At 28.8% G+C, this 15,427-nt stretch carries 8 protein-coding genes; 5 read left to right on the top strand and 3 right to left on the bottom strand.

From position 1 onward, the window contains the following. Positions 1-4 precede the first annotated feature (4 nt). Positions 5-367 carry a CoA-binding protein gene (locus tag MPF13_RS04425; protein WP_249981119.1) on the bottom strand — a complete coding sequence of 121 codons (363 nt, stop codon included), beginning with the start codon at positions 365-367 and terminating at the stop codon, positions 5-7. Positions 368-465: 98 nt separating this feature from the next. On the opposite strand from MPF13_RS04425, the gene MPF13_RS04420 reads away from it, so the two are divergent. The 4 genes from MPF13_RS04420 (at position 466) to MPF13_RS04405 (ending at position 10,632) form a co-directional block, all read left to right on the top strand. Then, positions 466-2,910, top strand: a complete 2,445-nt coding sequence (locus tag MPF13_RS04420; protein WP_249981118.1) for a TonB-dependent receptor — start codon at positions 466-468, stop codon at positions 2,908-2,910. Positions 2,911-3,052: 142 nt separating this feature from the next. Beyond that, on the top strand, positions 3,053-5,467 hold the full coding sequence (locus tag MPF13_RS04415; protein ID WP_249981117.1) for a TonB-dependent receptor: 2,415 nt from the start codon (positions 3,053-3,055) through the stop codon (positions 5,465-5,467). 671 nt (positions 5,468-6,138) lie between these two features. After that, positions 6,139-8,955 carry a PQQ-binding-like beta-propeller repeat protein gene (locus MPF13_RS04410; protein WP_249981116.1) on the top strand — a complete coding sequence of 939 codons (2,817 nt, stop codon included), beginning with the start codon at positions 6,139-6,141 and terminating at the stop codon, positions 8,953-8,955. An 81-nt stretch (positions 8,956-9,036) separates the two neighbouring features. Then, complete coding sequence (locus tag MPF13_RS04405; protein ID WP_249981115.1) at positions 9,037-10,632, top strand: sulfatase; 1,596 nt, start codon at positions 9,037-9,039, stop codon at positions 10,630-10,632. A 65-nt stretch (positions 10,633-10,697) separates the two neighbouring features. Here the strand turns inward: MPF13_RS04405 and MPF13_RS04400 are convergent, their stop codons facing one another. Next, the gene (locus MPF13_RS04400; protein WP_249981114.1) at positions 10,698-11,705 is read right to left on the bottom strand and encodes a 3-oxoacyl-ACP synthase III family protein; all 1,008 of its coding nucleotides are present in this window, start codon (positions 11,703-11,705) and stop codon (positions 10,698-10,700) included. A gap of 89 nt (positions 11,706-11,794) precedes the next feature. Continuing rightward, positions 11,795-13,222 carry an aldehyde dehydrogenase family protein gene (locus MPF13_RS04395; protein WP_249981113.1) on the bottom strand — a complete coding sequence of 476 codons (1,428 nt, stop codon included), beginning with the start codon at positions 13,220-13,222 and terminating at the stop codon, positions 11,795-11,797. A gap of 269 nt (positions 13,223-13,491) precedes the next feature. Here MPF13_RS04395 and htpG point away from each other — a divergent pair, with 269 nt between their 5' ends. Continuing rightward, positions 13,492-15,396 (top strand): molecular chaperone HtpG, encoded by a 1,905-nt coding sequence (gene htpG, locus MPF13_RS04390; protein ID WP_249981112.1) that lies wholly within the window; start codon positions 13,492-13,494, stop codon positions 15,394-15,396. Positions 15,397-15,427 lie beyond the last annotated feature (31 nt).

Here is a 15,427-nt window from a genome sequence, read left to right as displayed (position 1 = left end):
TTTTTCAATATTGATTTGTACTTAACAAAACCAAAGTACAAGCAACTTCTGCCTCAATATTATTTTCTACCAACAACCTTATAAATTCATCATTTTCTGTTCCAGGATTAAAAATAACACGTCTAGGTTTTAAACCTATAATATATTTATAATACGCTTCTTGTCTTTTAGGATTTAAATACAATGTAACAGTATCAATATTTTTGTAATCTTTTTTTTCGTCATCAATAACAACATCAAAGACTTTTCCTTTTCTAAGTCCTAAGGCAACAACTGCTTCGTTTTTATCTATCAACCTTCTAATAGCAATATTTGAATATCTATTTGGGTTTGTAGATGCTCCTACTACTAATGTTACTTTTTTCATATGTTAATAATACGTTAAACAAAGTTAATACCTGTAACAAATATAGAAATTGATGCGTCTATATATCACTCAACAATATAAACAAAATCAACCACAAAATGAAAAAATTAATACTATTTGCAATTCTATTAGTGTCTGCTAATTCCTTTGCACAAATGCCCAAAAGTGAACTCGCCAAACCTGGTGTTATTACAGGTAAAGTAGTTGACAAGAACTCTAAAGAAGCTTTACCTTATGTAAATATTGTTATTAGAGATTTTGCTAAAAAAATAATTACTGGTGGAATTACAGATGAAAATGGAAACTTTAAAATTGGAGATATACCTAAAGGAAATAGTTTAGTAGAGGTTCAATTTATTGGCTTTAAATTATATTCTAAAAAAATTAGCATAACTAATAAAAGCAAAAAACTAAATTTAGGTACTATTGCCTTAGAAGAAGATAGTGCTACTTTAGATGAAGTTGTAGTAAGAGCAGAAACCTCTACAGTTACTCAAAAAGTAGATAGAAAAGTAATAAATGTTGGAAAAGATTTAACTGCTGCAGGTACAACTGCTTCAGAGCTTTTAAACAATGTACAATCTGTAAGTGTAGATAGTCAAACAGGAGCTATTAGTTTAAGAGGTAATGATAATGTTCGTGTTTTAGTAGACGGAAAACCAACCAATATTTCTGCTGCTCAGTTGCTAAAACAAATTCCTTCTACTTCTATTAAAAGTGTAGAATTAATTACAAATCCTTCTGCAAAATACAACCCAGAAGGAATGAGTGGTATTATCAATATTATTTTAAATAAAAACGCAAACATGGGCTTTAATGGTTCTGTAAACACTGGTATTACAGCTGGTCATTATGTTCGTTACAATGCATCTACCAATGTAAATTACAAAACAGGAAAAGTAAATTTCTTTGCTAACTATGGTTACAATGGTGGTGATAATTTTAACTTTGGTTTTGTAGATAGACCATCAAATGATGTAAAACAAAACTTTCAGTTTATAAATAAAAATCAATCTCACTTATTAAAAGTTGGTGCAGATATTTACTTAAACGATAAAAACACTTTATCTTTTTATACCACTCAAAATAAATTTGATGGAGGTGGAAATGGAAGCACTTTAATTAATGGCAATGGTACATTACTTTCTAACGCTAGAAACATACAAGATCAAAAAAACACCTCTGGTACTTATAATGTAAATTATAAAATAGACTTTGAAAAAGAAGGTCATAATTTAGAATTTGAAGCAACGTATAGCAAAACAGATAATCCTGAAGACGCAATGAATACAGATGCTTTAAAATTAGTAACAGATTTAGACCATAAAGTTTTTAATTATACAAACGATATTGAAAACGACAGAAGTAATACTTTAATTAATATAGATTATACAAACCCAGTTTCTAAAGACGGAAAATTAGAATTAGGTTTAGAATATAGAACTAACAATACTGCAAACATTAATTTAACAGACCAAGAAAGAGAAGTTAGAGATTTATCAAATGCAATTATTGGTTATGAAAGAGTTGGTAATTCTTCTTTTAATTATGATAGAAAAATATACTCTGGGTATATAAATTATGGTCATAAATTTGGAAAATTAACCATGCAATTAGGTGCTCGTTTAGAACATTATGAAATTGAAGGAACTTTTAACCAAGAAACTGCTAGCACAGAAAAAGTAACTGACGAAATTTTCACAGTTTATCCTTCAGCATTTTTTACTTATGCAGCATCAGATAAAAATCAATTTCAATTAAGTTATAGTAGAAGAGTTGACAGACCAGGAATTGGACAATTAAACCCTATTAGAGAATGGAGTACTCCTTTAATTACTTCTGTTGGTAACCCTGAGTTATTACCTCAGTTCACTAATTCTTTCGAAGTTAATTATACTCGTAAAATTAAAAATGGTTCTGTTACTTTAGGAACTTTTTACAGAAAAATTAACGATAACATTTCACGTGTAACGTATGCAGACCCTTTAGACCCAGATGTAAAGCAAATATTATCATTTACTAACTTTGAAGATACAAGTTCTTATGGTTTAGAAATGTCTTTAAATTATAAGGTAAATAATTGGTGGAGAATAAACTCTAGTATGGATTTTTACTCTCAAAAGCAATTTGGAATTGTAGCTCAAAACTCACCAAGAATAGAAGTTACAAACGAAGTTTTTAATGCTAGAATAAGTAATAGTTTTAAAGCTTCTAAAAATTTAAGATTTCAATTATTTGCAATGTATAGAGGTCCTTCTCAAGACATTCAATGGAAAGTAGAAAACATGTGGATGGTAAATACAGGTGCAAGTTTAAATGTTTTAAAAGGAAAAGGAACAGTTAGCTTAAGAGTTAACGATATTTTTAGAGGAATGAAATTTGCTTTTAATTCTACAAATCCGTTTGTACAAAATGGTAAATTTAATTGGGAAAGCAGAACTGCATATCTTGGTTTTAACTACAGATTTGGTTCTGGAAAAAACAAAGCCAAAAGAAGAAGACAAAGAGATGACAACACTAAACAAGGTGGTGGTGCATTTTAATTAAAATAAACTTATTCTAAATAACAACCTCAAATATTGAATTTCAATGTTTGAGGTTTTTTGTTAACTAAAATTTAACTACTTTTATGGCTGTTTGTGTATTTTTTATATGCTATGAAAAGCACAGACTTAAAAAGAAAGTATGAAAAAGTATGTTCCCCTACTACTTATTTTTTTATCACTTCCTTTTTGTGCTCAAGACAAAGAAGAGGTTTTAAAAAAAGATGGTAGTTATAAAGGTAAAGTTGTAGACTCTAAAACTACAAAAGCATTACCTTTTGTTTACATTGTTTGCAAAGACAAAAACCAAACTATAATTTCTGGTGGTATTACCAATCAGCAAGGAAATTTTTCTATTAATAATCTTCCTTTACAATCTATTTTTGTTGAAATTACTTTTTTAGGGTACAAAACAATTAAAAAAACAATTCTCTTAACAGAAAAAAATCCTCATGTAAATGAAGATGTTATTTATTTTAATGAAGAAGAAAATAATTTAGATGAAATAGTTATAGAAACTAAAGCTACTAATATTGTTAATAAAATAGATAGAAAAATAATTAATATTGGTTCAGATTTAACTGCAACAGGTACAAACTCTTTACAATTATTAGAAAACATACCTTCTGTTCAGGTAAATTTTCAATCGGGAACAATAAACTTAAGAGGTAATAGCAATGTAAGTGTTTTAATAGATGGTAAACCCTCTAACTTATCTGCTTCTAAATTACTAAAACAAATACCTGCAACTGCTGTAAAAAGTGTAGAATTAATAACAAATCCTTCTGCCAAATACAATCCAGAAGGTATGAGTGGAATTATAAATTTTATTCTTAAAAAAAACACTGTAATTGGTTTTAACGGTACAGTAAATTTAGGAATAGAACATAGTATAAATACCAGACAAAACACTTCTTTTGATTTAAACTACAGAACAGGAAAAATAAATATTTATACAAATTACGCTTTAGATTTAGGCGATTTTGAAACTTTTTCAGATTTTTTAAGAAGTGATAAAAGTTTAAATCAAGACATAGATTATTTAGACAATTCAACAAGTAATTATTTTAAAGCAGGATTAGATTTTTACATCAATAATAAAAATACCTTATCTTTTTATACTTCTCAAAATTTTGCAAATACAGATTTTAGTGTAACCACAAAAGTATTAGAGAACAACACTCTTATTTTTAATGCTCCTAACGTATCACAATTTGATACCCATGAACAAGTGTATAATTTAGATTATAAATTAGATTTAGATGATAAAGGTCAAAATCTTGAGTTAGAAATTAACTATACTAAAACAACAGATCCACAAATAGGTTTCTTTTCAGAATTGATAAATCCAACTTCAAAAGTTTATAATTACACCAACAATATTAATAATAATGATGATACTTTTTTAGCCAATTTAGATTATACAAAACCAATTGCAAACGGAATTTTAGAAATAGGTTTTGAAGCCAGATTGCAAAACACCTACAATTCAATAAATACAGATCAAGAAATTGAAACTGGTAAAATACCAGCTACAAAATTAAAAGGGAACACCACTTTTAATTATGATAGAAATATTTATTCTGGATATTTAAATTACAGTAAAAAGTATAAAAAAATAGCTTTTCAAGGTGGTTTACGTTTAGAAAAATTTAAGGTTAATGGTTTGTTTACAAATACAGAACAACAAGAAATAGAGCCTTATAACAACAATATTTTCACTATTTATCCATCTGCTTATTTTACTTTTTACGCTTCTAAAAAAAATGAATTTCAAATTGGTTATAGCAGGAGAGTTGACAGACCAAGTATAGCACAAGTTACACCTATACAAGAGTGGACTTCTCCTCTTACAACTTCTATGGGAAATAGAATGTTGCAACCGCAATTTACCAATTCTTTAGAATTTAATTATACCAAAAACACTAAAAAAGGCTATCTTTCTTTTGGAGCTTTTTACAGAAATACTTCAGATAAAATTGGGAGAATTATAAATAAAGATAATGCAAATTTAGACAGACAATTATTGTCCTACACCAATTTTGAAACTGCAAAAAGTTACGGATTAGAGTTCTCTGCTAGTTTTAAATTTAACAATTGGTGGCGCTTTATACCAAGCACAAATTTATACGAACAAGATAGCCAAGGTTTAATTAACAATGTACAAGAAACAAGAAAAAACACTTTGTTTAGCATGCGTTTAAGCAATAGTTTTAAAGCTACTAATAAACTTAGTTTCCAATTAACAAGTGTGTACAGAGGTAAAAGTGAAGGTGTACAATTTGTTGTAGACCCATATTTTGTAATTAACACAGCTGCACAATTGTCTATTTTAGATGATAATGGGGCCATAACTTTAAGAGGAACAGATATTTTTGATGGTTATAAATTAAATTTTGCAGCTACAAACCCATTTCCTCAAACAGGACATTATACTTTAGAGTATAGTGCTGTTTATTTAGGTTTTTCATATGATTTTGGAAATGGAAAAAATAGATCTAGAAATAGGAAATATAGAGAAAATAATGAAACTCAAAGTAGTGGTGGTGTATTGTAAATTTTTTATTTATGAATTATTTTATAATAATAGTTATAATTGTAATGATATATTCTTTAATTAAAGGTTTTCTAGAAGCTAAAGAATATGATAAGAATATGTATGATTTTCCTTACAGAAAGATCTTTTTTAAAACAATTACATATGCAATAATATTAATAATATATTATGTAATAGAATATTGTGGATGAAAAATTTAATTAACAAAATTTTATTTTTATTTATTGCTTGTTTTATTTCGGTAATTGTGTGTGTTATCACTTATTTTGTTAAAAATGAGGATATTAATGATTTTGAAATTTATTCGGCTTTGATATTTGCATTAGTATTATGGCTTTATTATCTATTTACTGGAAAGTTAAACAAATGGTACATAATACCAAATAAAAAAATTAACCACCTAAAATAACTTGATTCTAAACTTTTAAAAATACAATTTCGCTATCTACGTTTGTAAAATATTAAAACGTTGCATAAACGTCTTTAGTTTAGCGAAACTCAATTTTTAACGGCTATTCCTTCTTTTTTAATGAAATTTAATATCGTAAAATAATAGCAAATCAACTAAAACATTTCTTTTTTACTAATAACAACACACTAAATACAAGTAACTACAATTTATTGACTTAAATATTTTTATTTTACTATGATAAATACTAAAATAAAAATAAATGAAATCCATTTCAGTCTATGTTTTTCTATTTGCATTTGTTTTTTTTACAAATGCACAGAGTTCAAATAAAATTATAGAAAAAGACGGCATTAAAAGTATAGATACAAAACACACTATTTCTAAAGTAAGAATTGCTAAGAAAAAAGGTAAAAACTATATAGTTAACAGTAGTTTTAAAGGAACTTTATTGGCTATAGATTATAATGGAAAAACGCTATGGAAAAATAAACTTTCTGGGTTCATGAACCAAGATGTTTGGTGTAGTGATATTACTGGTGATGGTAATGATGAAATTTTAGCAGCAAACGCAGATGGTACTTTGTACTGCTTAAATAAAAATGGAAAGTTATTATGGAAATTCAAAAAAAATGATGCACCAATGTATGCTGTTACAGCCATTAAAAAAGACAATAGTGCTTATGTGGTTTGTGGTGGATTTGATAAAAACATCTACTATTTATCATCAAAAGGAAAATTGGTTAAAACCTTAGCTTCATCTACTTATTCAAAAGAAAAATTTGGAAAATTAAATGGAAAATCAAAAACTCATATTGCAAATTTTTTAAGAGTTGCTAAACAAGCTGATGGCTCAGAAAATTTAGTTGTGGTGGCTGCAATAAACTCTATGCAACACAAAGGTGCTATTTATTTGTTTGAACCTTTAGCAGATAAACCTTACAAAAGAATCGTTTTAAAAAATAAAAAGCCAATTGGAGATGTTCGTATTTCTAAATATTTTGGAAATGGAAAAAATGAAATTTTAGCAGGTACTTCTACTATTCTAGCTGACACAAAATTTTTACGTTACAATTTAGAATCAGAAGTAAATCAAACTTTTGATGCTCGTAAACATAGAATGGCTTTAGGTAAAAATGCATATTTAGTGCCACAAACTACTATTATTTCAGATGGAAATAGTCACCAATATTTTACTATAGCTGGGAGCAGAATTGTATTGCTTGCTGATAATTTTACAAAACTCAATAAAATTTTAGTAAACAAATACACTTACAATGATATGTGGCATGATACTGCCAATAAAAAAATTATTTTAGGTAGTGTTCAAAGTGGAGGAAGTTGTATTCATATTATTGATTACACAAATAAAAAATGGAAATCTGCTTTTGAAAAATTAGAACCTCATGGAAAAATTGAAGCCATTTTAGCAAATACAGAAAAAGTAAGAAAAGATTTAAGAAAATTTAAAAAACCTTCTTGGGAGCGCAATGTAAAACCCATTTTCTTTGTTTCAGATTTACCTATTAACAAAAAAAATGTCTCATATCCTCATCCTGTAATTGATAAAGTCAATTCTAATTACGATTCACCTTCTTTTTTAGCCTTTAAGTTTTTCCCAACTGCACAAGATCCAAAAGATTGGAATAGAGATACAATTCCGAATCAATTTTACAGAGATAGAAGAGACAGACGTAAAAAATACACAATGACAGAAGCAGATGTGTTAGAAAAAACAACAGTTGCTTTCAAAGATCATAAAGGATTAGCAATGTGGGGTGGTCATGGAAACGATCCATTCTTTTACAGTTCTAGAACCAAAAGAAAACTAATTGATGCTTCTGGTGATAAAAAAATGGTTTTTATTTTCCCTGAATTAGAAAATCATACAAAAGATTTTAAGTATGTTTTAGATGACATGCTCTATCCATTAGCAAAATATGGGAAAAATAAAAATGTAAACATTCATTTACGTTGTAAAAATATTTTTTGGCAAGGACCTGCGTATATGCCAATGTGGTCTCGTTTACAATCTGGAGAATTTGCTGATATTTTTGTTCCAACTATGGAGGAAACTTCAGACAAATCTATGGATTTAAGTGTGGCAGGTAGAGTTGGTTATTGGTTAGGTGGTTCTGTAAATCAATGGGGAACACGTTCTATTATGGACAATGCATCTTACGATCGTTTGCGTCAATTTTCTTCTCAACGATTGCCAAATCATGCAATGCGTCAAATTATTTATGCAGCAGCAAATGGAGCAACACATTTTAACAATTTTGCAGTAGATCAAGATTATTTTAGTGTGGTTTGGGAATTAATAGCAAAAGGTGCTTTATATGTACCTAACAGAAATGAATTGTTGAGTTTATCTCCTGTGCATTTGAGTATGACTACTCCAGATCATCATTATTTAGAAAGTTCAAAAGTAAAAAGTATTATTGAATTTAGTCAGGAAGAAGAAAACAAGAACAAAATGGTTTTTGGACGTATAAATGGTTCTTGGCCTGCAGCTCCTGTTACAGAATGGGATTTCTCAAAGTATGCAGCTAATGAAACAGAACGTCGTTTAAATTTTATTCCTTCTTATAACAATGGTTTAGTTTTGATTACGCCTGTTCAAAATGGAACATTGGCTAAAAAAGATGAACCTCGTGGAAAATTGGTAGACAAATTACATCCTATTTATAAAAACATTTTAAAGGAATATATTACAGATGGTAGAAATTACATTTCTGCAGATGGAAAGCAAAAATTTCCTGCAGAAACGTATTACAAAACCATTAAAAAAGATATTGAAAAATCAGCAAAATTATTGCCTTTAACGGTTTCTGGAAATGTAGGTTGGGTAGTTGCTCAAACTGATAAAAAACATATTCGTTTAACTCTTGTAGATGGAGATTATATCAGTCCTAGTGATAAAGAAATTACTGTAACTTTTCATACTGCAAAACCTAAAAAAATGACAGATTTATTAAATGGCGAAAACTTTAGTTTAAAAAACACAAAAGCTGTTAAAGTAAAAATACCTTGTGGCTCTTATCGTTTTATTGATATCGAATTACAAGAAAAATTATAAAAACAATCTCAGTTCTATTGCTTTCTTTTAATTGAAAATGAAAAAGAAAATGTATCCAGAACTCGCTTAAAAATAATTAAAATGAAAACAAAAATTATAAAATTCGTATTGCCAATATTTCTATTAGCTTTATCTGGTATTGGTTTCAGTCAATCAGAAGAAAAACCGAATGTGGTTCTAATTATGTTAGACGATTTAAATGACTTTACAGGTTTTTTAGGCGGTCATCCACAAGTAAAAACACCAAACATGGACAAACTAGCCAAACAAGGAACAGTTTTTACAAATGCCCATTCAAATGCTCCAATTTGTGCACCTTCAAGATCGAGTATGTTAACAGGTATTTATCCACATGTTTCCCGTAATTTTTGGTTTTTTAAATGGACTAAAAATGAAGTTTTAAAAGATGTAAAAACCTTGCCAAATTACATGAGGGAAAATGGTTATAATAGTTATGGAACTGGTAAACTAATGCATGACAGAGTAGTATCTGAATGGACAGAATATGGAGTAAAAAACGATTTTGGACCATATCCATTTAATGGAAAAGGATATAAAAATGGAAAAGAATTTACACCTCACCCTTTAATGCCTATAGAGTATGCAACCAATAGAAATGACGGACTTTTTATGTCTTTAGATAAAGTTCCAAATGTGCCAGCAGATGCAAATTCTCCTGGTTATAATGGATGGTATAATCTTGCAGAAAGAAAACATTTTAAATATAATAGTGAAGATGATAGAGATTTAATGAATGATGAATTACATGCACAATGGGCTGTAAATAAAATTGAATCTTTAGAGAAAAACAACACAGATAAACCTTTCTTTTTAGCAGTTGGATTTGTAAGACCTCACACACCTTTAGTAGCTCCAAAGAAATATTTTGACATGTACCCTGTAGATAAAATTCAACTTCCAAAGATTAAAAAAAATGATACAGATGATACTTATTATAGAGAAACCTTTACTTGGGATGTTCCTTGGGGTAAACATTATCAAAACTTAGAAAAAGCATATAAAGGTGATATTAATTATGGTTTAAGAAAATATTTACAAGCCTATTTAGCTTGTATTACTTATGCTGATGAACAAGTAGGTAAAGTTTTAGATGCTTTAGAAAAAAGTAAGTTTAGCAAAAACACCATTATTATTTTAGCTAGTGACCATGGATATAATCACGGAGAAAAAGGTTTTTTATACAAAAACAATTTATGGGAAGAAACCACTAGAGTTCCATTAGTAATTAAAGCTCCTAACATGAAAAAAAGTCATGGAAAAACAATTGACAATCCTGTTTCTTTAATTGATATTTTTCCTACAATTACTGATTTTTGCGATATAAATGTTAGCAATATAAAAGGCAAAAACGGAAAACCTTTAAGTGGATTTAGTTTAAAACCTTTTTTAGAAAAACCTAAGTCTTCTAAATGGAATGGACCAGATGTAGCACTATCTGTTGTTAGAGGTTTTTTTAAAAATTCTGAAATAGATAAACAAAATTATTCTGTACGTTCTAAAAGATATAGATATATTTTATACACAAGTGGTAAAGAAGAATTGTATGACCACAAAAAAGATCCACATGAATGGACAAATTTGGCTAAAAACAAAAAATATTCAAAAATTAAAAAAGATATGAGAAGTAAAATGATGGATTTATTAAATCAATCTTAAGCTTACAAAAAAAAGAGGTTTCAAAATATTTTGAAACCTCTTTTTTTTAATCTTTAATTTTAATTTTACCAACGCATTATAACAGATCCCCAAGTAAATCCGCTACCAAAAGCAGCTAAAACCACCAAATCACCATCTTTTATTTTTCCTAATTCCCAAGCTTCAGTTAACGCTATAATTACAGAAGCAGCAGTAGTATTTCCATATTTCATTATGTTGTTAAAAACCTGGTCATCAGACAATCTAAATTTCTTTTGTATAAACTGAGCAATACGTAAATTAGCTTGATGAGGAATTAACATATTTATATCATCCTTCTGTAAATTATTAGCTTCTAAACCTTCTACTATAGCTTCAGAAAAACGAGTAATGGCATGTTTAAAAACAAACTGTCCATTCATATAAGGATAATAAGAAGTATCATCAGGATCATTTTTTTCTAAAATTTCAGGCACCCATCTTCCTGTAGAAGGACCTTCTAAAACCAATTCTTTAGCGTGTTTCCCTTCAGAATGTAAATGAGAAGATAAAATTCCTTTTCCTTCCTCTTCACATCTAGATAAAACTGCAGCTCCTGCTCCATCACCAAAAATAACTGTAACACCTCTACCCCTTGTTGATTTTTCTAAACCACCAGAATGATTTTCGGCACCAATCACTAAAATATTTTTATACATTCCTGTTTTTATAAACTGGTCTGCAACAGACATAGCATATATAAAACCAGAACATTGATTACGTACATCTAAAGCTCCAATTGTTGGCATTTCTAAAATATCTTGTACTTGCACTCCACCTCCTGGAAAATACATATCTGGACTTAAAGTGGCAAACACTATAAAATCGATATCATCTTTTGTTAAACCAGCTCTTTCTATGGCAATTCTTGATGCTTTTGCACCCATTACTGCTGTGGTATCTTCTGTTTTAGGATCAATCCATCTACGCTCTTTAATTCCTGTTCTTTCTTGTATCCATTCATCAGAAGTATCCATAAATTCCTTTAAATCATTGTTGGTTACAACATTATCAGGAACATAATACCCAAGTCCGGTAATTTTAGAATTGTACATATAATATATATTTTTAGTTAATTGTTAGTTTGTTCTTAGCTAAAATAAGCAATATTTAGCACCTTTACAATATTGTATAATAGGGCTTTTTAGCTTAACCATTTAATGGTTAAATTAATAATTTTTTCTTTAAAACTAGTGTATGGTGGTGTTAATATTTCTAACGCTCCAGGTATATTTTGCTTTAAAACACCTCTTGCATTCGAAAACTCTTGAAACCCAAAAAAACCGTGCGATTTTCCAATTCCACTATTATTAGAACCTCCAAAAGGTAAATTATTGTTGTAAAAATGTACACCATTATTATTTATACAAGAACCTCCTGCTCTAGTATTGTTTAAAATATATTGCACATTTTTGTTTTTCTTACTGTAGATATATAGTGCCAATGGTTTTTCATTAGCGTTTACACTTGCAATTACTTCCTCTATGTTTTCATAAGAAATTATTGGTAAAATAGGCCCAAATATTTCTTCTTGCATTACTCTAGAATCCATACTTACATTGGTTAAAACTGTAGGTTCTATTGCATCAGAATTTTTGTCTATTTTACCTCCATAAGCTATAGTTGCTCCATGTTTCTTAGCATCTTCAATAATACTTGAAATTCTACTTTTATGATTTTCATTTACAACACAAGCATAACTTTTAGACGTATTAGCATCATTGTCATAAAAACTATCCAAAACTTTTTTAAACTCTGTAACCAAAGCTTCGTATTTACTTTTATGAACGTAAATATAATCTGGCGCAATACAAATTTGACCTGCATTTACAAATTTACCCCAAGCAATTCTCTTGGCTGCACTTTTTATTGAAGCTGTTTCATCTACAATTGTTGGCGATTTTCCTCCTAACTCTAAAGTAACAGAAGTTAAATGTTTTGCTGCTGCAGACATTACAATTTTTCCAATTGCAGGAGATCCTGTAAAAAATATATGATTAAAAGGCAAAGACAATAAATCTGTAGATGTTTGTACTGCTCCTTCAATTAAAGCAACTTCGTTATTATTAAAAACTTCAGCAACTAAAGTTTTTAAAACCTTAGAAGTGTGAGGTGTCATTTCTGATGGTTTTAAAACAACAGTATTACCTGCTGCAATAGCACTTACCAAAGGTGCTAAAGTTAAATTTACAGGAAAATTCCAAGGAGCAATAATTAAACAAACTCCTTTTGGTTCGTATTTTATATATGATGAAGCCCCTAAAAATGCTATTGGAGTACTAACTCTTTGCTTATGAGTCCATGAATTTAAATGACTTAAAGTATGCTTAATCTCACTTGTAATAGGAAAAATTTCAGTCAGGTCTACTTCTGCACTTGGTTTTCCCATATCTTTAAAAAGAGCTTCTTTTATAGCATCTCTATATGTAATTTCTACAGCTTTTTTTAAAGCCAACAACTTCTTTCTTCTTTGTTTTATAGGTTGATTAGCAACTACAAATTGATTTGCTTTTTGTGCATTAAAAATAGCCGTAATTTCTTCTAAATTTAATTCATCTTTAATAGGCTCCATAATTTATAGTTTTTAATAATTGTAGGATTACAATTTACTAAAATATGAATTCTATTATAAAAGCCTAATTTGTTTACAAAATCTTGTAGTTATTCTTAAAACTACTATTTTTTGTCATTAAAAATGTCATCTTGTCACAAATCCATTTTTGGTATTTTTTTTGACAAATAGTAAACTATAAAAATAATTATAAATTGTTATTTGTAATTGTCATTTAGATTGAAATGACAAATTAGAATAACATCAACCAAAACAAAACATATATAAAAATGGCAAAAGGAAACATTAATGTATCAGTAGAAAATATTTTTCCGCTGATTAAAAAATTCTTGTATTCTGATCACGAAATATTTTTACGTGAATTAATTTCTAATGGAACAGATGCAACTTCTAAATTAAAACATCTTATTTCTATTGGTGAAGCTAAAACTGAATTAGGTGAAACTAAAATGGAAGTAAGCATTGATAAAGATGCTAAAACAATTACAATTAAAGATCGTGGTTTAGGAATGACTGCAGATGAAGTTGAAAAATACATCAACCAAATTGCATTTTCTGGAGCAGAAGAATTTTTAGACAAATACAAAGACAATGAAGCTGGTATTATTGGGCATTTTGGTTTAGGTTTTTACTCTGCATTTATGGTTGCTGATAAAGTAGAAATTAAAACAAAATCTTTTAAAGATGAACCTGCTGCACATTGGACTTGTGATGGATCTCCAGAATATACATTAGTAGAAACTGATAAATCTGACAGAGGAACAGAAATTATTTTACACGTAGCAGAGGATTCTTTAGAGTTTTTAGAAGATAGTAAAATTGAAGGTTTATTAAATAAATACAATCGTTTTAACCAAGTGCCAATTAAATTTGGAACTAAAGAAATTAACGATCCTGAGTTTACACCAGCAACCACTACAGATAAAGATGGTAAAGAAACTACAGAGCCTCATAAACAAATTACAGTTGATAAAATTATCAATAACACAAATCCTGCCTGGACAAAAGCTCCTGCAGATTTAAGTGATGAAGATTATGAAAACTTTTACAGAGAATTGTATCCTATGCAATTTGAAGAGTCTTTATTCCACATTCATTTAAATGTAGATTATCCTTTTAACTTAACAGGAATTTTATTTTTCCCTAAGTTATCTCAAAACATGGATATGCAAAAGGACAAAATCCAATTGTATCAAAACCAAGTTTTTGTAACTGATAATGTAGAAGGAATTGTACCAGACTTTTTACAGATGTTAAAAGGTGTAATCGACTCTCCAGACATTCCATTAAACGTTTCACGTTCTGGTTTACAAGCAGATGGAGCTGTTAAGAAAATATCTGGTTATATAACCAAAAAAGTAGCTGATAAATTAGCTTCTATTTTCAAAAAAGATAGAGCAGATTTTGAGAAAAAATGGAATGACATTAAAGTAATTATTGAATACGGAATGTTATCTGAAGATAAATTCTTTGATAAAGCTAAGAAATTTGCTTTGTATCCAACTGTTGCAGATTCTTACTTTACTTTTGATGAATTGATTGAAAAAACAAAAGATTCTCAGACAGATAAAGATGGAAACCACGTAATCTTATATGCTGCTCATAAAGAAGGACAACACAGTTACATACAAGATGCAACTGCAAAAGGTTATGAAGTATTATTATTAGATTCTCCTATTATTTCTCATTTAATGCAAAAATTAGAAGGTGCAGGAGAAAAAATAAAGTTTACTAGAGTTGATGCAGATCATATTGATAATTTAATTAAGAAAGACGATAACGTAATTTCTAAATTATCTGATGAAGAAAAAGAAACATTAAAGCCAATTATTGAGGCTGCTGTACCTAAAGAAACGTACACAGTTCAATTAGAAGCTATGGATTCTGATGCTTCTCCATTTTTAATTACAGTTCCAGAATTTATGCGTAGAATGAAAGAAATGCAAGCTTCTGGTGGTGGTGGAATGATGGGAATGGGTAATTTTCCTGACATGTACAACTTAGTTGTAAACACAAACAGTCCTTTAGTTTCTGATATCTTAAACAACAAAGATGAAGCAGCTCAAAAAGGATTAATTTCTCAAGCTTTTGATTTGGCAAAATTATCTCAAAACCTTTTACATGGAGAAGAGTTAACCAACTTTATCAAACGTTCTTACGAGTTGATTAAGTAATTATCATCATTGCTAGTAACAAAGCAATCTA

This window comes from Polaribacter sp. Z022 (genome assembly GCF_023555495.1).
In the GTDB taxonomy this organism is placed as follows: Bacteria; Bacteroidota; Bacteroidia; order Flavobacteriales; family Flavobacteriaceae; genus Polaribacter.
Note: the sequence above shows the minus strand (reverse complement) of the source record. Positions and strands in the feature narration are given on the sequence as shown.

Bases quoted from the DNA above. Each gene is read 5' to 3' on its own strand.
- MPF13_RS04410 (WP_249981116.1), top strand. From the start codon at position 6,139: ATGAAATCCATTTCAGTCTATGTTTTTCTATTTGCATTTGTTTTTTTT.
- MPF13_RS04395 (WP_249981113.1), bottom strand. From the start codon at position 13,222: ATGGAGCCTATTAAAGATGAATTAAATTTAGAAGAAATTACGGCTATT.
- MPF13_RS04420 (WP_249981118.1), top strand. From the start codon at position 466: ATGAAAAAATTAATACTATTTGCAATTCTATTAGTGTCTGCTAATTCC.
- MPF13_RS04415 (WP_249981117.1), top strand. From the start codon at position 3,053: ATGAAAAAGTATGTTCCCCTACTACTTATTTTTTTATCACTTCCTTTT.
- htpG (WP_249981112.1), top strand. From the start codon at position 13,492: ATGGCAAAAGGAAACATTAATGTATCAGTAGAAAATATTTTTCCGCTG.
- MPF13_RS04400 (WP_249981114.1), bottom strand. From the start codon at position 11,705: ATGTACAATTCTAAAATTACCGGACTTGGGTATTATGTTCCTGATAAT.
- MPF13_RS04425 (WP_249981119.1), bottom strand. From the start codon at position 367: ATGAAAAAAGTAACATTAGTAGTAGGAGCATCTACAAACCCAAATAGA.
- MPF13_RS04405 (WP_249981115.1), top strand. From the start codon at position 9,037: ATGAAAACAAAAATTATAAAATTCGTATTGCCAATATTTCTATTAGCT.